The sequence below is a fragment of the Staphylococcus simulans genome, assembly GCF_002902285.1.
GTDB lineage: Bacteria > Bacillota > Bacilli > Staphylococcales > Staphylococcaceae > Staphylococcus > Staphylococcus simulans.
The window spans coordinates 1-22513 of the sequence record NZ_PPRU01000014.1 but is presented as its reverse complement, the minus strand read 5'-3'; the positions used below and the strand labels follow the sequence as shown (position 1 = coordinate 22513).

The window sequence follows — 22513 nt, the reverse complement described above, 5'->3', positions numbered from 1 at the left end:
TCTAATCAGTTATGATTTATGTTTTGCATTCATTACATACTATTATATAATGAATAACACAATTTTGCCTTTTAAATGCCGGATTTTACTCTTGGCTCATCCTTATAAAATCATTGCGTGGTTATAAGTCCACGTCGCCGCTTTTTAATAAAAACGCATACATAGACATTTACAAATTATAACACAATTTTGTTCCTTGTTTAGAATAACTTAAAATATTCTTGAAAGCTATAATTTTTGGTTGCCAATCTGAAAAATATATGCTAAATTAGGAAAGTATATCATAAGTCAGTGTGTTTATATTTATTAAAGGAGGTACTTTCATGGGTAAACAATGTTTCGTAACAGGTCGTAAAGCTTCGACTGGTAATCGTCGTTCACACGCTTTAAACTCTACTAAACGTAGATGGAATGCTAACCTTCAAAAAGTTAGAATCCTAGTAGACGGAAAACCTAAAAAAGTTTGGGTTTCTGCACGTGCTTTAAAATCTGGTAAAGTAACTAGAGTTTAATAAATATTAAGCACATGACAAAAACGACTCGTATGTGGCGGGTCGTTTTTTTCTTGTCTTAAAACAGCGATTTAGTCTTTTTAATGATATATTGTACGAAAAACAGCGGATGATGGTTTGCTTATGCATCATCCGCTGTTTTTTTATTGATGTGTTGTCATAAAGAAGGTTGCGTGTTTATTTGTATTCAACTCATTTTATAATGAATGTTGTGCATCTCTGCTTCTGATGGCTAGGATACCGCCAGATTCTACCTCGATTGTGCCTCGGTAAGCTGCAATTTCGTTTGAAATGGTTAAGGTTGAGCCTTGGTGGAGTGTTTGGTTTTGAAGCGGATATTTAAAGCCTGTCAGTGAAATCACTGTATTAGATCTTTGCGGCACAAACGATACATAAGGCATATGCTTATCATACGTCATATGATATTCGCCTTTTTCTAAATATGAAATTTCATTATTCGTATCAATAATGCGAATCACAATACCCGCTTCTACATATTCAGGCACTTGCAGCAGTTGTACGGCACCTAAGAAATGATCCAGTCTGCCGCCTGTCGCACCATAAATATCAATTTCGTCAAACCCGCATTCCACTGCTTCTTTGACACCTAACCCTAAATCAGTATCCGCTTTTTCTGCTTTAACTGGGTTAATATCTAGCTTCGTTTTTAATTCAGAACGTTCCTCGTCCGTCACTGAATCAAAATCACCCAATGAAAAGATCGGTTCAATTTCATGTTCTATTAAAATTAAAGCGCCGCGATCAATACCGCCCCACTCTTCTTCAGATTTATCTTCTAATAAATGTTTCGGCAAATGACGATCGCCGCATAATAGATTAATTTTCATAGCGTCACCCTGCCTTATTCTGATGGTTGTGCTGTTGATTTCAATGCTTCTACAACAGATTGATAACTCGCTTGTTTAAAGAAATAAGAACCTGTCACAAGCATTGTCGCACCTGCTTCTACACATTTCTTACCAGTAATCGCGTTAATACCGCCATCCACTTCAATATCGAAGTCTAAATTAAATTTCTCTTTAAATGCTTGTAACGCAGTCACTTTCTCTACACTGTTTGAGATAAACGCTTGGCCGCCAAAGCCTGGATTCACTGTCATAATTAATACGTAGTCTACATCATGTAAAATCGGTTCAATTGCGGCAACAGAAGTACCTGGATTAATCACGACACCTGCTTTAGCACCATGTGTATGAATCAGTTGAATGGCACGATGAATGTGCGGTGTTGCTTCGAAATGAACTGAAATCATATCTGCACCTTTAGAAGCGAATTCTGCGATATATGCTTCTGGGTTTTCAATCATCAAATGCACATCAATCGGTAAATCAGTACCCGCATTTACTGCTTCTAAAATAGGAAGACCAATTGAAATATTCGGCACAAATTGACCATCCATCACATCAAAATGTACACCGTCTACACCTGCTGCTTCTAGGTCTTTCAATTCCTGTTGTAAGTTTAAAAAGTCCGCTGATAAAAGGGATGGAAATACTTTAACCATTAATATCTTTCCTTTCGTGCTGCAATCTCTTCAAATAATTGTACATAATGCGCATAACGGAATTCCGCAATATTGCCAGCTTCTACTTGCGCTTTCACATTACATTTCGGTTCTTTCATATGATTACAATTTCTGAACTTGCAGTCTTGTCCGTATTCTTGAATCTCTAAAAAATAATCTTTTACTTCATCTTTTTGAATATGATCAAAATCAAGTGCACTAAATCCAGGTGTATCTGCCACAAAGCCACGCTTACGTTCAAACAACTCCACATGACGAGTTGTATGCTTACCTCGATTTAATGATTTTGAGATTTGATTCGTTTCTAATTGTAAATCAGGACGATAGGCATTTAATAAAGTCGATTTACCTACACCAGATTGACCGCTCAATACTGCTAAACCATCGCCCCACGCATCGAAAATCGCTTCGACATCGTCATCTTTTCCGACAAATTGCGTTTGATAGCCGATTGCTTGATATACAGCTAAATCTTTCTCTATCTGTGCGATTTGAGTCTCTGATGCCATATCTTTTTTCGTTACCACAATACGTGGTCTCAATTCATAGGAATGCGCAATGACTAAAAAGCGATCGACTAATTGTGTTGAAAAATTAGGCTCGACTGCACTCATCACAATAATTAAATGGTCAATATTACTGACAGGTGGTCTTTTCAATTCATTTTGACGTTCATGTACATGATGAATATAGCCTTCTGTCACATTTTCAATTTCAAAATCTACAATATCTCCGACAATCGGAGAAAATTTCTTCTTTCGGAATAGGCCGCGCGGTTTCGTATCAAAAAGCTCACCATCTGAGTCCACTCGATACACACCGCTGATCGACTTGATTATACGTCCTGTTCTCACCGAGACACCTCTCTTATTTCGTTCATTTTCTCTAATACATTATACCAAACGTTCCCTTAATAAACGAACGGATTGAAACAAAGAAAATCCCATCTCAATTCAACTGAATGAATGAGATAGGATTTTGAAATGTTTTAGTCATATGCGACGTCTTTATCTGCGACTATTTTATCATCTACACGTACGGTATAACCAGCAGTTTTGCCTTTTTCAATTTTTAATGGAATTGAAATCGAACGGTTGCTGTTGATATGAAACGTTTGAACTGCTGAAGAACCGTCATGGTCTTTATCTCTGACAAAGACTTCTACTTTCTGACGTTCTTTATCTTCACCAGAATATGGCACTTGAACCGTTTGTGTCACATCTTTGACTGATGGATTGTCGTCAGCTTTATCTTCATCTTTACCATCATCTTTTCCTAATGATACGACAAACGTTACTGTAGAATCCTCATCAATAGATTTACTCTTAGGTGATTGCGAAATAATCTTGCCTTTTTCGACTTTATCACTGTGTACTTCTTTTTCTTTTACTGGTTTCAAGCCTTTATCTTGCAGTTCTTTTTCTGCTTTGTCATAGCTTTCACCTGTATAATCTTTGACATAAACTTGTTTCACACCTAAAGATTCAGTCAGTACGATATGTGTATCATTAATCGGTACTTCGGTATCAGCCGCTATATTTTGGTTTTCAATCAAACCACGTTCTAATTTAGTCTTAGAGTAAGCTTGTTCTACTGAAATATGTTTGAAACCAAGTTCATCTAATAGCTTCAATGCTTCCGTTTTACTTGTACCGTATAAGTTAGGCATTTGTGCTTTTTGCGGACCTTTAGACAACACGATATTTACGGTGCCATGTTCTTCTACACGTTCACCTGGTGCTGGATCTGTTGTGATAATTTGATTTTCTTGATACTTATCACTATAAGCCCGTTTTGTTTTGCCTACTTTAATGTGATGTTCTTTTAAAATCTGTTCGGCTTGTGCTTCTGTTTTACCGCGCAAGTCTGGAGTTTCGATATATTTATTTCCTAATAAGCCGTACGCAATAAAGCTGATAAGACTGATTAACAATAACGCGAAAATTAACGCAAAGAAGAACTTTTTCTTTTTAGACCGACGTTTTTTAGGTACTTCATAAACAGGTCCTTCTGTACTTTGGAAACGTTGTTGATTCACAATTGGAATTTCCATTGTTTGATGAATCGGTTCATTATCTTTAGTTTCTTTTGCGATTGCTGCTTTATCAATCGCGATGGTTTTAGTATCTGCTTCATCTGAAACATAAGGTGTTTCATCTTCACGACATTTTTCTAACGCACTGCTTAAATCACGTTGCATACTTTCAATATCTTGATAGCGTTTGTCTCTATCTTTTTCAGTCGCTTTTAAAATCACGTTGCTGAGCGCTTGCGGGATATTTGGACGGATATCTGTCGGGTTCGGCATTTGGTCTTGAATATGTTTGATGGCGATACTGACAGCTGTTTCTCCAGTGAATGGCGGTTCACCGACTAACATTTCATATAAGACAATTCCGATCGAATAAATATCCGTACGTTTGTCTGTTGCTTCACCTTTCGCTTGTTCAGGTGAAAGATATTGCACAGTACCGAGCACATGGCTGGTTTGGGTCATGGCTGTTTCACTTAACGCTTTAGCAATACCGAAGTCTAAGATTTTCAATGTCTTATGTCGGTCTACTAAAATATTTTGAGGTTTAATGTCTCTATGTACGATACCCATTTCATGTGCATGTTGAATGCCTTCAAGTATTTGTTGTGCGAAGTTAACCGCTGTTTCAATACTTAAAGGACCATGTGTTTTTATATATTCGGAGAGTGTCAGACCTTCGATATATTCCATGACTAAGTAGAAATATTCGTGGTCTTCTCCGACATCTTTGACACTGACAACATTATCATGAGAGAGACGAGATGTATTATGCACTTCACGTTCAAATCGTCTCACCATGTCTTCTTTTTCATGTGGCGCAATATGAATCATTTTGACCGCAACTTTAGTTTCTAAGATCAAATCTTCAGCGAGGTAGACATTACTCATGCCGCCTCCACCTAAGAATTCTATGATTTTATATCGTTCGCTGATAGTTGAACCAATCATCATACGCGGTCACCTTCTATTTCTGCCAATACGAAGCTGACGTTATCGGTTGAATCATAGGCTTGTGCTAAATCTAATAAGGCTTGACCTTGTGTTTCTAGCGGTAAATCTTGATTCAATTGTTCTTGAATTAAATGCGGACGGACAAAGTCTGTTAAGCCGTCTGAATTTAATAATAAGTAATCATTGAAGTTCAAACGTTTCACATAGATATCTGCGACTACGAATTTATCTGTACCCATCACTTTGGTAATGATATTACGTTGTGGATGCGTAAAGGCTTCTTCTTCGGTGATTTGTCCTGTCATCACGAGATGATTGACAAAGGAATGGTCGCTTGTGATTTGTTCGATTTCACGGCTGTTGATGAGATAGGCACGAGAGTCGCCGATGTTGGCGATGATGACGCGCTTATCGTAAATCAGGGCGACAACTGCTGTAGTGCCCATGCCTCTGAAATCTTCGTTAGCTGCGGCGTAGTTAAAGAGCTCTCGGTTGATGAGCTGCAGGGTGCTGCGCAGCCATTCTTCCGCTTGAGATTCTTCGACAAGGTTTTCTTGTTCGAAGAGTTCTTGGAAGCGGTTGACTACGAATTGACTCGCAACTTCGCCTGCTTTATGTCCGCCCATACCGTCGCATAAAACCAACAGCTGTTGATCAGTCATGTTGTAGAAGATGCCGCCAGCATCTTCGTTCTTTTCCCTATGGTGTCCTGTGTCTGTAAAAAATTGTGCATTTAACATAGGTTCCTACCTCGTTTCTACTTGACGTTCCTTCGCTCTTAATTGTCCGCATGCGGCATCGATATCTGAGCCTTGGTTACGTCTGATTGTCGCATTAATACCTAAACGTTTGAGTTCTTTTTCAAACTTAAAGATATCTTCTTTAGATGTCTTCACGTAATTTCTTTCAGGCACATGGTTCACTGGAATCAAGTTGACATGACAGTTCAAACCTTGAATTAAATGTGCCAGTTCTCTCGCATGTGTAAGCTGATCGTTTACACCGCCGAATAAACCATACTCAAACGTAATACGACGATTCGTTTTTTCTTGATAGTACTGAATAGCTTCCATTAATTTATCAATTGAATATGCACGGTTGATCGGCATTAATTTAGAACGAATTTCATCGTTCGCCGCATGTAAGCTGACCGCAAAATTGATTTGGATTTCTTCATCTGCGAAATCATAAATTTTAGGGATAATGCCTGATGTTGAAACCGTGATATGACGCGCTCCAATATTTAAACCATTGTCGTGGTTTACAATTTTTAAGAAGTCCATCATTTCATCATAGTTCTCAAATGGTTCACCAATACCCATAATTACGATTGAAGAGACACGCTCATCTGTCGCATCTAAGGCTTTTTGAACAGTAAGCACTTGGGCTACGATTTCTCCTGCTTCTAGGTTACGTTTCAATCCGCCGAGCGTAGACGCACAGAATGTACATCCGATACGGCAACCTACTTGTGTTGTTACACAGACAGAATTACCATATTCATGGCGCATCAACACAGTTTCAATTGTATAACCGTCTTGTAATTCAAATAAGAACTTGATTGTCCCATCACGACTTTCTTGTTTAACGGCAGTTTCTAAAGTCGTGATTGTAAAGTTGTCTTTTAATAATGCGCGCAAGTCTTTAGATAAGTTTGTCATTTCGTCGATTGTATCGACACGTTTCTCGTAGAGCCATTCAAAGATTTGTTTTGCTCTGAATTTCTGTTGGCCATGTTCGACTAACCACGCTTGCATCTCTTCATAGCGTAGTGAATAAATTGATTGCTTTTCAAAATCAGGAAGAAAACGATTCTTTTTCTTCTTTTGAGGTGTAATCATGAATTAACTTTCCTTTCTTCTAATCTTTGTAATAAAGAAACCATCTGAGTCAAAGTCTTGCGGTAAGATTTGTAAGGTCTTTACTTCCTCTCCTGTTCTAGGATGTGGGAATGGTTCAAATTCAAAGTCTTTGTTTTGTTTTAAAAATGTATAAATCACATTTTCATTTTCCATCTGTTCTATTGTACATGTTGAATAGACAATCACGCCACCCGGTTTTACAGAATCTTTAATATTATTCATAATTTCTAACTGTAAGTCGACTAATCCATCGACCGTTTCCGGATTTTGTGTATATTTAATTTCTGGTTTATGGCGTAACACACCTAAACCGCTACATGGAGCATCCACTAAAATTTTATCATACTTTGCGTCATATGGCTTTGTCGCATCGTGTTGAAACGCTGTGACATTCTTTAAACGCAACTTACGAATGTTATGCTCAATTAAATCAATTTTATGCTCATGGATATCCGTCGCATCGACATGACCGCTGCCTTTTAATAATTCAGCAGTCTGACACGCTTTACCACCTGGTGCACTACAAGCATCTAAAATATTTTCACCTTCAACAGGTGCTAAGATTTCAGCTACAAACATAGAACTTTTATCTTGGATAGATACATAACCATCTTTAAATGCACGGCTTTCTACTACTGGACGTCCTGACACATGTAAACAATAGTGAATATCTTTATCTTGTGATACTTCATAATCTTCTTTTTCTAAGCGTGCTATCGCATCTTCAATCGTTGTTCTATGTGTATTGACACGTACTGTTTGACCTGGTCGTTCAAGCAACGACTGAGCAATTGCTTCGGTTGTTTCTATACCAAAATGTGTCACCCAATGTTTAACAATCCACTTAGGCAAGCTGTACATAATCGCAATACGTTGTTGGTCATTTTCAATATCTGCAGGGTTTGGTAAATCACTGCGCATCATATTACGTAAAATACCATTCACAACTTTACTGTTATGCAGCCCACCACGTTGTTTAGTGATTTCAACTGCTTCATTGATAATTGCGTGATCTGGGATTTTATCTAAATATTGATATTGATAGATACTCATCCATAGTAAACGGCGCATCCACCCTTTAATCTTCGTTTTTACGAAAGGCTTCAAATAATAATCAAGTGTATATTGATGTTTCAACGTACCATAGACTAATTCTGTTAATAGCCCTTTATCCGCACGGCTCAATTCATTTTCTTTTAAAACTTCATTAATCTTTAAGTTACTGTACGCTTTGTCTTGGATAATTGCTTGTAATGTGTCAAATGCGAGTGTTCTCACTGTCTGCATTAATTTAATTCCTTCCCAACTAAGTCATCTTGGTAGCCGCTTAAGAAGTTCGCAGTCGGCATACGTTTTTTACCTGATAATTGAATATCTGTTAACGCAATCGCATCAGATGAACCTGTTCCGACAATGATTGCTTTCTTTGTCGTTTCAATAATTTCACCTGGTTTGCCTTCTTTTCCTTCTACTATATGTGCTTGATATAACTTCATATTTTTATCATCTAGTTTTGTATATGCCACTGGCCATGGTGATAAACCACGGATATGGTTGTAAATATCTTGTGCAGATTTTGACCAATCGATACGTTCATCTTCACGACTGATATTTGAAGCGAATGTTGCCTCTTCCTCATTTTGTTCAATACGTTCATTTGTACCATTAATAATGTCTGGTAAAGTTTTCGCAAGTAAATCTGCACCTAAGAAGCTTAATTTATCGTGCATAGAACCTACATCATCATTCGCTTCGATGTCAATGGCTTGTTGTGAAATGATGTCGCCTGCATCTAGTTTTGGTGCCATATACATAATCGTAACGCCTGTTTCTTTTTCGCCATCGATAATCGCTTGATGAATCGGGGCACCGCCACGGTATTTTGGTAATAATGAAGCGTGCACATTAATTGCGCCTAAACGTGGCGCATCTAACAATGCTTTCGGTAAAATTTGACCGAATGCTGCTGTCACGATTAAGTCTGGTTTTAAATCAATTAATGTTTGTAAATCCTCTGATTGTGAAATCTTTTCAGGTTGATAGACTTCAATCCCATTTTGTAATGCCACTTCTTTTACTGGCGGCGGTGTCATAACACGCTTACGCCCTACTGGACGATCTGGTTGTGTTACAACCGCAATCACATCTTCTTTCGCGATTAACATTTCTAATACTTTTGTGGAGAAATCTGGTGTTCCCATAAATATAATTCTACTCATCTTCTAAATACGCCTCCAATTCTTCTTCAGTCAATTGTTTTTCCATCTTATCTGTAAAAGGCACGCCATTTAATTGATCTATAATATGAAGAATCATGCGTGCAATATCATCATATGCGGTTAATTCTACTGTATTGCCTTCAACATCATTACTTTGAACGACAATCATTTGACTGCGTGTAACTGTCCCAAAGATATCTGGAAACGATACATCGCCTTCTAGTTCAGTCACTTTCGTTTCTGATTCACTGACAATACGTGGATTGATTAATTGAAGTAATCCGTCCGCTTCCATATCGATAATCGCTGCTTGTTGTGAAACCCCAATTTGTGGTGCACACAAAGCAGATGCTTCTGTTTCATATAAAGTATCCTCTATATCTAATAATAACTGTTTCAACTGACTATCAAACGTTTTAACATCCTCTGCTTGTTGACGCAATATTGCGCTTGATGCAGACACTAAAGGTTTCACTGCCACATTCATCGACTCCTTAAAAAATTCATCTAATCATTATATCGTAAAACACTCAGAAAAGCGATACATCCACAAAAACAAACAACAAATTCCTAATAAAATTAAGATTTAAAACAAAACAAAATGGGTAAAGTATTAATATTGTATAAATTTAGGGTTTATACGCGTATTGATTAAAGGTGGTGAATATTCTTGGATGATATCACACGTGATCAGGCATTCATCGTTGCGGTGTTGTATAAATATTATACAGAAAAACGTAACGCTGACATGACACCTGAACAAGCGAATGATTTCAAGGATTCTTATTCATTACAAGAAAACTATTTCTGTGATAAGGATCGAGACCCATTCTTAGACGATTTGAAAGTCTTATTTGATAAAGGATATGTAGACGGTAAATGGGACGGCACTAAAATTAATGATGTTCGCTTATCAGACAAAGGCTTTGATGAAGTGAACACGAACTTATTAAGTAAATAGAACAAACAGTAAAGCACATCTCAAGCGAGTGAGATGTGCTTTGTTTGTGTTATATCCCTAAATTATCACGATAGATTTTTTCTATTTTCTTTTTATTTGCTTCATCAGGAAGGAAATAGAACAATCCATCATCTAACATTTGATTGTCACCTTCTAATTGAAGCTTTTCAACGTTCTTTTTAGCAGGTTCATAATTCTGTCTTAAATCATTGAGCTCTGTAATTGATAAATCAGTTTTTACGTTATCACCTAACGCATCTACAATTCCATTAATTTTAGGTATAGAGTTTACACTGACAAGTTTATTAACAAGTGCTTGCAGTACAAGTTGTTGTCTTGCTTGACGACCAAAGTCGCCACCAGCACCATCTTGTTTTCGGCTCGTCATAAATGTACGCGCTTCTTTTCCTTTCATATGATACTTCTCATTTTTTTCAAAGTCATATCCCTTATAAGAAAAAGTTGCGTTACTTCTAACATCTACACCATCAACATGATTAATAAGTTCTTCAATACCATCCATATTCATGGTTGCATAATGATCGACTGGAACATTCATCAGTTTTTCAATTGATTTTACAGCCATATTAGGACCGCCGTATGCATAAGCATGATTGATTTTTTCTACCGAATCATGCCCTACAATATCTGCTCGTGTATCTCGTGGGATACTGACCATAACTGTTTTCTTCTTATCAGGATTGATAGATAAAAGAATAATAGAATCAGAACGTTCTCCGCCGCCTTCAGCTTTTCTGACTTCATCTGAGTCAATACCAAACAAAGCAATGGAAATCGGTGTACCATCTTTTTTAACTGATTCATTTCTTAAATCTGATTTCTCTCTATCTAGCGGACTATTAATAGAATTATTCAATCCAAATAATTTAAAAGCTAAATATCCGATAAAAATAATGGCTATGAGTAACAAAATACCAACAATAATCAACAACCATTTTACTGGTGTCGATAGTTTCTTTTTATTTTTTCGTGACATATCCAATCCTCTTTCCGCCCTATCTAGCTGTTAGCTTTCAATATAAGCTTTTACTCTTTCAATTACAGTTTTAACTTGCTCATTTGTCATATTTGAGCCTGATGGTAAACAAATACCTTCTTCGAACAATTTTTCTGCATTATCTGTCTCATCATAAACATAATCAAATGATTCATACAGTGGCTGCAAATGCATCGGTTTCCATACTGCTCTTGCTTCAATATTTTCTACATTTAATTCTTTGATTAACTCAGCAGCGCTAATATTAATTTTGTTTGAATCAATAGTCATTGCTGTTAACCAACGATTAGATTTACTGTCTGGTAATTCAGGTTGGAAATTAATACCATCAATTTCACTTAATGTATCATAATACATGTCGAAGATGTCACGTCGACGATTCACACGATCATTAATAACTTCCATTTGGCCACGGCCAATACCTGCTGAAATATTACTTAATCTGTAATTAAATCCTAACTCGCTATGTTGATAATATGGTGCTTTATCTTTAGCTTGTGTTGCTAAGAATAATGCATGGTCAATGTATTCTTTATGGTTGGAAAGCAACATACCCCCACCACTTGTCGTAATGATTTTATTACCATTAAATGAAAAAATACTTAAATCTCCAAAACTACCACTCATTTTACCGTGATAAGTTGACCCAAGAGATTCTGCTGAATCTTCAATTAAAGTAACATCATAACGTTTACAGATTTCTGATATCTTTTCAAAATCTGCTGTCTGACCATATAAATTAACTACTAAAACTGCTTTAGGTAAAGTACCTTTATCTTCATATATTTTAAATGCTTTTTCTAAAGCTGTCGGTGACATATTCCATGATTCCATTTCTGAATCAATAAATACTGGTGTAGCATCTTGGTATAAAATTGGATTAGATGTTGCACAGAATGTTAATGATGAACAAAAGACGATGTCACCTTTGGCAACACCTGCTTCAATCAATGCAAGATGAATAGCAGATGTACCACTTGCTGTAGCTAGTGCATAATCTGCACCTACGTAATCTTTTACATCATTTTCAAATTCCGTTACATTTTCACCTAAAGGTGCAATCCAATTATCTTTAAAAGCTTTTTCTATGTACTGGGTTTCTGTCCCACCCATATGCGGTGTTGATAAAAATATTCTCTCTCTCATTATCATCATTACTCCTTAATAACTTTTGCGGGTGATCCTACTACCGTTACATTGTCCCTTACATTAGAAATTACGGTAGAACCTGCGCCTACCATAACGTGTGCTCCAACTTTCAAATTCGGAATCACTGTCGCATTTGCTCCAACTTGCGTGCTCTCACCAACCGAAACATTGCCAGTTAACACTGCTCCTGGTGAAATATGTGTATAATCCTTTATTAAACAATCATGTTCAACTATGGAACCGGTATTTATAATGGCATGCTTCCCTATTACTGTATCCGCATTAACAATGGCACCGGGCATAACAACGGTACCATTGCCAATTTCTGCAGTTTTACTAATAATTGCATGCGGATGAATAAACACTGGAAATCTTTCGATAGGCACATTAATCTTGTCGAAAATTTTATTTCTAACTTTATTATTCCCTATTGCAATAACAAAATAGTAATTTTCTTGATAAAGTTGAATATTTCTAAGATTATCGAAAATCAAATCTTTTTCTTTATACATTTTTTCAATATTATCATCCAAATATCCACTAACTTTATAAATGCCTTCAGCTTCGATTACATCTCTGACAACCTTAGCGTGTCCGCCATTACCAATAATTAGTATTGATTTCATTGCGGCGAACCTCGGAATTTTTCCATTGTTACGTGATCCTTAGCACTTACATCCTTACGATTTAAAACATTGATAAATGTTTTGTATAGGATATACATATCTAACTTGAACGATTGGTTTTCAACATACCAAACATCCAATTTAAACTTAGCTTCCCATGAAATCGCATTTCTGCCGTTTACTTGTGCCCAACCTGTGATACCAGGTTTTACCAAGTGACGTTTCTTTTGCTCTTCTGAATATAAAGGAAGATATTCCATTAATAACGGACGTGGGCCTACCAAGCTTAAATCACCTTTTATGACATTAATTAATTGGGGTAGTTCATCAATGCTGGTTTTACGAATAAAACTGCCTACTTTTGTCATTCTTTGTTCATCAGGCAATAATTCACCTTGATCGTCTCGTGCATCAGTCATTGTTCTGAATTTATAAATATAGAAAGGTTCTCCATTTAAACCTGGTCTTTGTTGTTTAAATAACACTGGTCGTCCCATGCTTTTGGCAATGGCAACAGATGCACCGACTAAAATTGGAGCACTCACTAAGAAAACTGAACTACCTATCGCTAAATCAATTGCTCTCTTTAACATCTTTATCACCATTTCCAATCTTTTTAAATACTTCAATCTGCTTATCGGCTACTTTAGCTTCATCATATAATTGATGTGCACGTGTGAAACCATTTTCTTTCATACCTTGTAGTGTCATAGGGTTTTCAATAAGATAATCCACTTTATCAGCAATCTGCTTGCTCGCATTTAAATCGATTAAATAGCCTGTTTCATCTTCGACAACTTCTTCTCTTGACCCTCTGATATTTGTAGCAATAACTGCATTTTTCATTGCCATTGCTTCAATAATTGAACGTGGCATTCCTTCTCTATATGAAGGTAGGCAGAAAATATCACTCAAGTACAGCAGTTCATTGATATTAGATGCTTGTCCTGTAAAAATAATATTAGGATTTTCCTCATATTTGTTGAGTGTTTTTGCTGTTTCTAAGTCTCTTTCACTTTTAGGCAAATCACCGATAATCAAATATTTAACATTTTCACTTTTTAAATGTTTAAATGACTCTAACAAATCGATAATTCCTTTTTCTTTAACAAGTCTTCCAATAAATGACACTACAATATCATTTTCTTGAATACCTAAATCCTTTTTGATTTGTTTAATTTTTTCATCATCAATCGATTTAAGGTTGAATGCATGACCTAAATCAATACCATTACTAATATGATAGTAATGATCATGTTTTTTCTTACTCAAGAATTTATTTTTCACTGCAACATCAAAATCTTCTTTACTTTGCGTGAAAATATAATCAGTGAAAAATCTACCAATATACTTTTCTATATTGAAAAATAATTTATATTGTTTTTTTGACATGCCTTCATGGAAATAAAACCCATGAGCTGTATATATAATAGTGGGTACTCCAGCCAATTTGGCCGCAATCCTGCCTAATACTGCAGCTACAGGTGTATGCACATGTACAATATCAGGTTTAATAGATTTAAAAAGTTTAACCATTTGAAGCACAGATTTAAGATTGCCTACAGGGCTTATCTTTCTATCAATGTGTATATTATGAAAATAAAAGCCTTGTTTCTTAATTTCTTCTACATAATCACCTTCACTACTTACGCAGTGTACTTCAAAGCCTTCTTTTGCTGAATGTTGATTCAAGGTGTTCAATAATTTAATATGCGTCATATCAATAGCTGCTACTTGAATAATTTTCACAAACCCACCTCCAGTTCTTTTTCTCTTTAATAAAATTTACATAAACCAAACTATTTTTAAAGTCTCCAAATACTTTGGTTTTCTTTTAATTCATCTTCTTGAATAATGCCTTTAATATCGAAAACAATACCATTTTCTGAAAGTAAATCGAGATACTCAGATTTATTTTCAAGATAATCTCTATGAGGTACTGCAAAAATTAATGCATCAGTTTCTGGTAGATTTTCTTTAGAAACTAGATCAATATCATATAAAGCTTTAGAAGTTTCATTATCCGCTTCAACATCATTCACATTAATTTTCAATCCATAATCTTCTAATTCTCTTACAATATCAATGACTTTGGTGTTTCTTAAGTCAGGACAGTTCTCTTTGAATGTAAGACCTAATAAATTAATAGATGCATTTTGAACATTGATGCCTTTTTTCAATAATTCTTTGATGATGTTAGAAGCAACATGTTTTGACATATTGTCATTAATTCTTCTACCTGCAAGAATAATTTCAGGATGGTGACCTAATTCTTGGGCTTTATGAGTTAAGTAGTAAGGATCTACACCAATACAGTGTCCACCTACTAAGCCTGGTTTAAAGTTTAAGAAGTTCCATTTCGTACCTGAAGCTGCAAGTACAGCGTTTGTATCAATACCTACTTTGTCGAAGATAACCGCAAATTCATTCATTAAAGCGATATTAACGTCACGTTGTGTGTTTTCAATAACTTTCGCTGCTTCTGCAACCTTGATAGATGGTGCTTTATGAACACCAGCTTTAACAACTGATCCATAAACATCAGCAACAATATCTAATACCTCAGGTGTTTGTCCAGAAACAACTTTAGTGATTGTTTCAAATGTATGTTCTTTATCTCCTGGATTAATACGTTCTGGTGAATAACCCACAAAGAAGTCTTCTCCAGCTTTTAAACCTGAATTCTCTTCAAGAACTGGTACACATTCTTCTTCAGTTGCGCCAGGATATACTGTAGATTCAAATACAACAATCGTGCCTTTTTTCAATGCTTTACCTACAGTTTTACTTGCGCTGATTAATGGCGTTAAGTCAGGTTGATTATGTTTATTGATTGGTGTTGGTACCGCTACAATAATAAAATCAGCTTGACTTAAAGTATCAATACTATCTGTAAATTCAACATCTGATTCTTTCAAATCTTCAGTTGTTACTTCGTTTGTTCTATCGTGATTTTCTTTTAACTCTTTAATTCTTTTCGGATTAATATCAAAACCGATTACTGAATTCTTTTTTCCAAATGCTACCGCTACCGGTAAGCCTACATATCCTAATCCAACAACTGCTATCTTTCTTTCCAAAACAATTCCCCTTTTCTATTTCTCTAAGTTATTGATGGTGAATTATGATTTAAATTTGCTATTGACTTCATCACCGAAAAATAAACGAAGTACAAATAACATTTATTAAAATGTAATGTGCATATATGAAAAACACCAATACCTTACATAAATTTTATTAGTTTTTATAAGAATAATAATCTAAATACCAATCAATAAACTTATTTACGCCATCTTGGATTGTTGTTTCTGGTTTAAAATCTATATCACGGAATAAGTCATCAACATTTGCATAAGTTTCTGGAACATCACCAGGTTGTAAATCCATATAGTTTTTCTTTGCTGTTTTGTTAAGCTTATTTTCTATCGCCTCTACAAATTCCATTAATCTTACTGGGCTATTATTACCGATATTATAAATTTTGTACGGTGCATATGATGAACTTGGATCTGGATTAGCTCCACTCCATTCTGGATTTGGTTGAGCTGGACGTTTAACTAATCGACTGATTGCTTCTACAATATCGTCTACATAAGTAAAATCTCTCATCATATTGCCATGATTATAAACATCAATTGTTTCGTCATTAACAATTGCTTTGGTGAATTTGAAAAGGGCCATATCAGGTCTGCCCCATGGACCATAAACTGTGAAGAATCTTAATCCTGTTGTAGGTAAATTGTATAAATGGCTGTATGTGTGTGCCATTAATTCATTGGATTTCTTTGTTGCGGCATATAAACTTAGAGGATGATCTATGTTGTCTGAAGTTGAAAATGGCTTAGAAGTATTAGCACCATAAACTGAACTAGATGAAGCATAAATTAAATGTTTAATATTGTAGTGTCTGCAGCATTCAAGAATGTTAACAAACCCTACAATATTTGAATCAATGTAAGCTCTTGGATTTTCCAAGCTATACCTTACACCTGCTTGTGCAGCTAAGTTAACAACAACATCAGGATATTGTTGCTTGAAAATTTCTTCTAACTTATCTGCATCTTCTAAAGTCACTTTGTAAAACGTGAAATTATTATCACCGATTGACTTCAATCTGTCTTCTTTTAACTTTGGATCATAGTAATCATTAATGTTATCAACACCAATGATTTCATGGCCTTGTGAAATTAATTTCTTAGCTAAGTGTGAGCCTATAAAGCCGGCTGCACCTGTAATTAAAATTCTACTCAAAATTGCATCCTCCTTTTATATATCTTTTATTTTTTTTGCAGGAACACCTGCATAAACAGAATTACTTTCTACATCTCTATTAACAACACTTCCAGCAGCAACAACTGATCTTTGTCCAATTGATATGTTAGACAACAATCTAACACCACAACCAATCCACACGTCATTTCCAATTACAACCTTTCCTCGTTCTACTGGATTATACTTTATAGGCAAGTCTGTATCTTTCCATGTATGATTAGTGCTTAGAATTGACGAATTATGTGCAATTGATACATTATCACCGATATTAATTTTACCGTATCCATCTATATAACAAAGGTCATGTATACTAACATTGTTACCAATAGAAATTCTATTCAAATTTTTAAAAGTAGTATTCTTACCAATGTAAACATTGTCCCCAATTGACTTTGCTAAACTTGCTACTAATATATACCTTATTGCTAATTGAAATTTAGTATTTGTCATTGAGTTCAGTTCTAATAATGTATAACGCGATTTAACAGGGAGTATCTTCAAAAAGCCTGATATTTTTCTAAGTTTTTGAAACATAATTTTTTTCCTTCTTTCTGTTAACTAAATAATACGATATAAACATCATTAGTAATAATGAATATTTATCACGGTGTCTCAATGCTGTTCCATAATTATATGTACCAAATGCGAATAAGCCATAAGAAATGAAAACAACTATCAAAATGATGAGTATCTTTCGATTATTTGTTTTTCTATATACATCTATAGCAATAATGAAGCTAAGTAAAATAAAAAATATATTGAAAAAACCAGTGATATCCGAAAAATTTCTAACTTCCCATGGAAACGGTTTAGTTACAAAATAGACGATTTGTTTGGCTTTCCCACTAATTGATACACTTTCTTGAGGCGTAATATAATCTGCACGTGCAGTGGACCTAATTTCATTAGTAGGTTGAGATTCTCCTCCACCAAGCGTAGAAGTAATTTTTGAGTTACTTGTTGTAAGTACGAATGCAACCACAATAAGTAAAGATGTTACTCCTATCATTACTTTGCCAAACTTGGACATATCACTAAACAATAGAAAGTATACCCCTGTAGCAACAAAGAGCGCGATCAATCCGATGTGAAATAAACTTCCTATACCAATGACTAATAAAGAGATAAACAGATGTACGATGTTTCTCTCAGTATGATATTTCAATAAGAAATAAACAAACAACACAACAAATAATGTGATTATTATTTCTCTTAAAGTAAGAACAGTATTAAACATCGTCACAGGATAAATTGTAAACAGTGTGGCTGTTAAGATTGCACCTTTACTATTTTCAAATACCAAAATGTAAATTTTATATATTAAAATTATTATCACACTATGTACTGTAATATTTATTAACCCAGCCGTTAACTCATGATCTTTTCCTATACTGTAGAATAATGCCAAAAATTTAGGATAAGTAGTAGATTCTTGGAATACATTTACTGCTGTTCCATAAACATAGCTGTTATAAAATGACTTAGCCAAAACTTCAAACCTTAAATCATCATCTCCTGAACCAATCATTGGTGTAATAAATTTGTGTACTAATAAAAGTGGAAAGTATATCAGCCATTGTACAAAAATCAATAACAATAATTTAAAGTTACCGTTTTTTGATAGTAAATATAATATAATGGCTGCATTCAAAAGTATAAGTACATAAAAATCCAACAAGTTATAGTATAAAAACACTATAAATAATATTAAAGATGTCACAACAAACATAATCGTGAATTTTTTTCTACTCATACTTAACTCTCCTAATTATCAATGTAGAATAAATCAATTTGAGAACAAAAACTGTTATTGCGAATACTAAGAATGATATTACTGCTCCAAGTATTTTAAAGTTTGGTATCAACATTAAGCCTGTGATTACAACAACAATAACACTTATTATCTGAATTTTAGTGTTGAATTTATATTTCTTATGAGAATTAATATATAAGTCAAATAGAATGCTTAAATACACTAAAATACTCGCAAGTATTACTATTACAAATTCAGTTTTAAAACTCATGAATTTTTCGTTATAAAGCAATTCCATCACTGGATCTATAACGAAAGGTGTTATTAAAATCACCAATAAAAACATAGCTAAGCCACTTAATAAAATTAACCTCAAAATCTTTTTTAGGTATTTAGAGTCATTCTTTTTTCCACCATTTTAGGCAACATAAAATTATAAACTGAAAAAAAGAATGTATTACCAGCGGAATAAATAATTAACAAACTACTGAAGATACCTACATACACAAGGTTAGAAGTGTATTCTAAAATATATTTTGGAATATTAGTGTTTAATGATGATAAAAATAATGTAATTGAAATGGGAAATCCGATCACAGTTGAGACTTTGACGCTCTCAAAAGAAACATTTTTCCATTTTCTAAATTTATCTTTATTTTTAAAAATAATCACACCAACTAAAACCAAACTGTAAAATAGGAACGGAAGAAACGGTTCTCTGAATAGATACATAAACACTAATAAAAGCGATATTTGCAAAACAGACATCCACAGCTTATAAATACCAACCTTATACTGCTGCTTTGCTTTTATTAAATATGCAAAGTCAATATCTAGAACATTTTCCAATATCTTAGCAATAGCTACAACTATAACCATTCCTAGAAATTGGTTTGAAAAACCAAAATTAACAAAAATTATCACTAAATAGACAAAAAATAAAATCATACTAAATAAACATCTACTAAAGAAATATACATTCTTATTCAAATCGTCAATAGTTACAATCATAGTATTGTAACCAAAGGAAAATAGTAAAATTAATGGAGCAATTAATGCGATTGAATAAGTATATGCTCCTAACTCTTGTCCAGTCCCGAATTTTACGAATAGAAGAATAGCAATCCATTGACTGAAACCAAACACTACATTACCTAATAAATATATCAAAAATTTATATTTCAATTTTCCACTAACACCCTTTTGCTAATTTGAATAAACTTAAGGAAACTAATTGACTAAAACAACCCAAAAAACTTGTTTCGTTCTTTCATTTGAAGCGGTTTATTTTTTAAAATCTCTTCATTCTTGATAATACAATCGGCATTATCAAATAAATCATTTATTTCCTTTTTTAAATTCCTTAAACTTTTATCTTGATGCAAATCGTTCATCAAAAAGCGTCTTGAATTTGTATTATGGGCATCAGATGCAATAAAATGCACTAAGTTATGTTCTATAAAATTCATGCTTAGTTTTTTTATTTTCTTACCATGATTCCCTGCTAATGAAGAAGAGGTTATTTGACTAAGTGCTCCTTCATTAATTAGATCGAATAAGATATTGGGATTATTAGCTATTGCTTTATTTCTTTCTGGGTGCGCAATAATGGGAACATATCCTAAATTTTGGATTTCAAAAAATAACCTTGTAGTATAATTAGGAACTTCTCCTGATGGAAATTCTAGTAATAGATATTTTGAATGATTTAATCCCTCTATAGTTCCATTTTCAATTCCTTTCAATATCTCATCAGTAACTCTAATTTCTTGTCCTGGAAATAATTGAATATTAGTGTTCTGAATATTATCTTCAGCCATTAACTCATCTAAATGTTTTTGTACTTCCTTAAAATCTAAGTTGTATTTCGGGTGCAGATGATGGGGAGTAACTATTATTCCTGTAACTCCTTGTTCTTGTGCCTGTAGAATCATATCAAGCGTTTCATCCATAGAACTAGAACCGTCATCTACACTAGGCAAGATATGATTGTGAATATCTATCATACTTCATCATCCTCAGCATAGTAATAGTAAGAACTATTATTCTTTTCAAAAGGAGCTTTATTTAAAATAACTCCTAAAATTCTAGCTCCTGCTTTTTGCATTAGCTCTTTTGCTTTAACTATTTCATTGCGATTGTTTTCTTCTGTATCAATAACAAGTAATGTATTTTCTACTGTTTCCGCATATAATTGAGCATCAGTAACTGTATTAACCGTAGGTGAGTCTATTACTATAAAATCAAATTTTTCTTCTAATTGATTAATTAAGTTTTCAAAATTAGAAGATCCTATTAATTCTGATGGATTTGGCGGGATAGGTCCTGAAGTCAAAATTGATAAATTATCAACATGCGTCTCTTGGATAGCTTCATACATAGTTGTATTTTTTATAATAAGTGAAGATAACCCCTTAGTATTATTTTTTTAAATATATAATGTGCAGTGGGCTTTCTTAAATCTCCATCAATTAACAACGTATCATAACCCGCTTGAGCATATGTTACAGCTATATTTGCTGCTATTGTCGACTTACCCGAAGATGGCTTTTCCGATGTAATTACAATACTAGAAATAGGTTCATCCACAGAAGAAAATAAGATATTTGATCTGACCCCTCTAAACTTTTCACTAATAGTAGACTTTGGTTTATCATGTGTAATTAAAACACTATTTTCTGATTTAGATTTACTTTTTCCAAACATTTAATCACCTCATTTAATTTTGTTTATAGTACCTAGTACTGGAAGGTTTAAGATTTCTTCTACATCTTGTTCGCTCTTAATTCTCTTATCCATCATTTCTTTAACTAGAACAATTAATAATGCAACAAAAACGCCTAATAGTATCGCTAAAGCACTATTTAGAATTGGTTTCGGATATACTTGGCTTCCTTTATCAGCTTTAGAAATAATAGTCACATTATCAACATTCATTATTTTCTTAATATTTTTTTTGAAAACTCCAGCTACTTCATTTGCTATTAATTTAGAATCATTTTTATTTTGAGAAACAACGCTAATGTTCAATATTTGTGATTCAGTTTTATTCTGCACATTCACCATTTTGCTTAATTGTTCAGGTGTATATTTAACCTTTTTGTTTTTAGCAACTTCATTCAAAACATTTGGACTTTTGATAATATCAGTATATGTATTTACTAATTTTAAGTCTGATTGAACTTGTTGAGCCATAAACTGTTCATCTGAGTGACTTTGATTTACAATTATCTGAGTTGAAGACTCAAACTTAGGCTTCATAAAGAAAAATGTGAGAATTAAACTAACTATTAAAAATAGCAAAGGTATTCCCACAATTAACTTTAAATTGTTTTTTAAAATTGTAACTAACTTCGATAAATCAAATTTTCTTTCCATAACTTCCTCCACTGTTTATATATTTGGTTTATAACGTATGTAGTATAGCTCATATTTTGGTGTAAAATATATTAGCTTTTTTCAAATTATTTTAGCACCTCACATCATTATATACTACCACTGTAATTTTATTAACAGTTTTTTTGAATTGAAAATAAAATGTAATATACATATATAATTGTTTAACAATTCACGCTTACCCTTGTTTTTTTATTAAGAGATTGTAAATTC

23 protein-coding genes and 1 pseudogene are annotated in these 22513 nt (G+C 34.0%); 2 read left to right on the top strand and 22 right to left on the bottom strand.

Going from position 1 to position 22513, the window contains the following annotated elements; all coding sequences use genetic code 11:
- The first annotated feature begins 323 nt into the window (after positions 1 to 323).
- Positions 324 to 512: a 50S ribosomal protein L28 gene (gene rpmB / locus CD112_RS03325; RefSeq protein WP_000517908.1), complete on the top strand. Its 189-nt coding sequence runs from the start codon at positions 324 to 326 to the stop codon at positions 510 to 512.
- Positions 513 to 709: 197 nt separating this feature from the next.
- On the opposite strand, the gene CD112_RS03320 is transcribed toward rpmB, so the two are convergent.
- The 9 genes from CD112_RS03320 to CD112_RS03280 all read right to left on the bottom strand — a co-directional run bounded on the left by CD112_RS03320 (position 710) and on the right by CD112_RS03280 (position 9606).
- Positions 710 to 1360, bottom strand: a complete 651-nt coding sequence (locus tag CD112_RS03320; protein WP_002480657.1) for a thiamine diphosphokinase — start codon at positions 1358 to 1360, stop codon at positions 710 to 712.
- Between the two features lie 14 nt (positions 1361 to 1374).
- Positions 1375 to 2037, bottom strand: a complete 663-nt coding sequence (rpe, locus tag CD112_RS03315) for a ribulose-phosphate 3-epimerase (RefSeq protein WP_002480656.1) — start codon at positions 2035 to 2037, stop codon at positions 1375 to 1377.
- Positions 2037 to 2912: a ribosome small subunit-dependent GTPase A gene (gene rsgA, locus CD112_RS03310; protein WP_002480655.1), complete on the bottom strand. Its 876-nt coding sequence runs from the start codon at positions 2910 to 2912 to the stop codon at positions 2037 to 2039. The genes rpe and rsgA overlap by 1 nt, the downstream gene beginning before the upstream one ends.
- Positions 2913 to 3046: 134 nt before the next feature.
- Positions 3047 to 5041, bottom strand: a complete 1995-nt coding sequence (pknB, locus tag CD112_RS03305) for a Stk1 family PASTA domain-containing Ser/Thr kinase (protein WP_103363880.1) — start codon at positions 5039 to 5041, stop codon at positions 3047 to 3049.
- Positions 5041 to 5784, bottom strand: coding sequence for a Stp1/IreP family PP2C-type Ser/Thr phosphatase (locus CD112_RS03300; protein ID WP_023015728.1), 744 nt, complete (start codon positions 5782 to 5784; stop codon positions 5041 to 5043). The genes pknB and CD112_RS03300 overlap by 1 nt, the downstream gene beginning before the upstream one ends.
- 6 nt (positions 5785 to 5790) lie before the next feature.
- A complete protein-coding gene (rlmN, locus tag CD112_RS03295) occupies positions 5791 to 6885 on the bottom strand; it encodes a dual-specificity RNA methyltransferase RlmN (RefSeq protein WP_002480652.1) in 1095 nt (364 codons plus the stop codon).
- Positions 6886 to 6888: 3 nt separating this feature from the next.
- Positions 6889 to 8193, bottom strand: coding sequence for a 16S rRNA (cytosine(967)-C(5))-methyltransferase RsmB (rsmB, locus tag CD112_RS03290; protein WP_103363854.1), 1305 nt, complete (start codon positions 8191 to 8193; stop codon positions 6889 to 6891).
- Entirely contained in the window at positions 8193 to 9125 is a 933-nt protein-coding gene (gene fmt / locus CD112_RS03285) for a methionyl-tRNA formyltransferase (protein ID WP_057511034.1), read from the bottom strand. The genes rsmB and fmt overlap by 1 nt, the downstream gene beginning before the upstream one ends.
- Positions 9118 to 9606 (bottom strand): peptide deformylase, encoded by a 489-nt coding sequence (locus CD112_RS03280; protein ID WP_002480649.1) that lies wholly within the window; start codon positions 9604 to 9606, stop codon positions 9118 to 9120. The genes fmt and CD112_RS03280 overlap by 8 nt, the downstream gene beginning before the upstream one ends.
- Positions 9607 to 9795: 189 nt before the next feature.
- Here CD112_RS03280 and CD112_RS03275 point away from each other — a divergent pair, with 189 nt between their 5' ends.
- Entirely contained in the window at positions 9796 to 10086 is a 291-nt protein-coding gene (locus CD112_RS03275) for a hypothetical protein (RefSeq protein WP_002480648.1), read from the top strand.
- A 49-nt stretch (positions 10087 to 10135) separates the two neighbouring features.
- Here CD112_RS03275 and CD112_RS03270 read toward each other — a convergent pair whose 3' ends face one another.
- The 13 genes and pseudogenes from CD112_RS03270 to CD112_RS03205 all read right to left on the bottom strand — a co-directional run bounded on the left by CD112_RS03270 (position 10136) and on the right by CD112_RS03205 (position 22282).
- On the bottom strand, positions 10136 to 11083 hold the full coding sequence (locus CD112_RS03270; protein WP_103363852.1) for an LCP family protein: 948 nt from the start codon (positions 11081 to 11083) through the stop codon (positions 10136 to 10138).
- A gap of 30 nt (positions 11084 to 11113) precedes the next feature.
- Positions 11114 to 12256: a DegT/DnrJ/EryC1/StrS family aminotransferase gene (locus CD112_RS03265; protein WP_269148022.1), complete on the bottom strand. Its 1143-nt coding sequence runs from the start codon at positions 12254 to 12256 to the stop codon at positions 11114 to 11116.
- Between the two features lie 2 nt (positions 12257 to 12258).
- On the bottom strand, positions 12259 to 12879 hold the full coding sequence (locus CD112_RS03260; RefSeq protein ID WP_002480640.1) for an acetyltransferase: 621 nt from the start codon (positions 12877 to 12879) through the stop codon (positions 12259 to 12261).
- A complete protein-coding gene (locus CD112_RS03255; protein WP_103363850.1) occupies positions 12876 to 13472 on the bottom strand; it encodes a sugar transferase in 597 nt (198 codons plus the stop codon). The genes CD112_RS03260 and CD112_RS03255 overlap by 4 nt, the downstream gene beginning before the upstream one ends.
- Positions 13453 to 14628 carry a glycosyltransferase family 4 protein gene (locus CD112_RS03250; RefSeq protein WP_103363849.1) on the bottom strand — a complete coding sequence of 392 codons (1176 nt, stop codon included), beginning with the start codon at positions 14626 to 14628 and terminating at the stop codon, positions 13453 to 13455. Before CD112_RS03250 ends, CD112_RS03255 begins: the two co-directional genes overlap by 20 nt.
- Positions 14629 to 14684: 56 nt before the next feature.
- On the bottom strand, positions 14685 to 15959 hold the full coding sequence (locus CD112_RS03245; RefSeq protein ID WP_103363848.1) for a nucleotide sugar dehydrogenase: 1275 nt from the start codon (positions 15957 to 15959) through the stop codon (positions 14685 to 14687).
- 157 nt (positions 15960 to 16116) lie between these two features.
- On the bottom strand, positions 16117 to 17130 hold the full coding sequence (locus CD112_RS03240) for an NAD-dependent epimerase (RefSeq protein ID WP_103363847.1): 1014 nt from the start codon (positions 17128 to 17130) through the stop codon (positions 16117 to 16119).
- A gap of 15 nt (positions 17131 to 17145) precedes the next feature.
- Positions 17146 to 17685, bottom strand: a complete 540-nt coding sequence (locus tag CD112_RS03235) for an acyltransferase (RefSeq protein ID WP_103363846.1) — start codon at positions 17683 to 17685, stop codon at positions 17146 to 17148.
- A complete protein-coding gene (locus CD112_RS03230) occupies positions 17669 to 18904 on the bottom strand; it encodes a glycosyltransferase family 39 protein (RefSeq protein WP_103363845.1) in 1236 nt (411 codons plus the stop codon). The genes CD112_RS03235 and CD112_RS03230 overlap by 17 nt, the downstream gene beginning before the upstream one ends.
- Positions 18905 to 19288: 384 nt before the next feature.
- Positions 19289 to 20089, bottom strand: coding sequence for a polysaccharide biosynthesis protein (locus CD112_RS03220; protein WP_103363843.1), 801 nt, complete (start codon positions 20087 to 20089; stop codon positions 19289 to 19291).
- A gap of 53 nt (positions 20090 to 20142) precedes the next feature.
- On the bottom strand, positions 20143 to 20910 hold the full coding sequence (locus CD112_RS03215; RefSeq protein ID WP_103363842.1) for a tyrosine-protein phosphatase: 768 nt from the start codon (positions 20908 to 20910) through the stop codon (positions 20143 to 20145).
- Positions 20907 to 21610: pseudogene (locus CD112_RS03210) on the bottom strand (polysaccharide biosynthesis tyrosine autokinase). The gene CD112_RS03215 and the pseudogene CD112_RS03210 overlap by 4 nt, the downstream one beginning before the upstream one ends.
- 9 nt (positions 21611 to 21619) lie before the next feature.
- The gene (locus CD112_RS03205; protein WP_103363841.1) at positions 21620 to 22282 is read right to left on the bottom strand and encodes a Wzz/FepE/Etk N-terminal domain-containing protein; all 663 of its coding nucleotides are present in this window, start codon (positions 22280 to 22282) and stop codon (positions 21620 to 21622) included.
- Positions 22283 to 22513 lie beyond the last annotated feature (231 nt).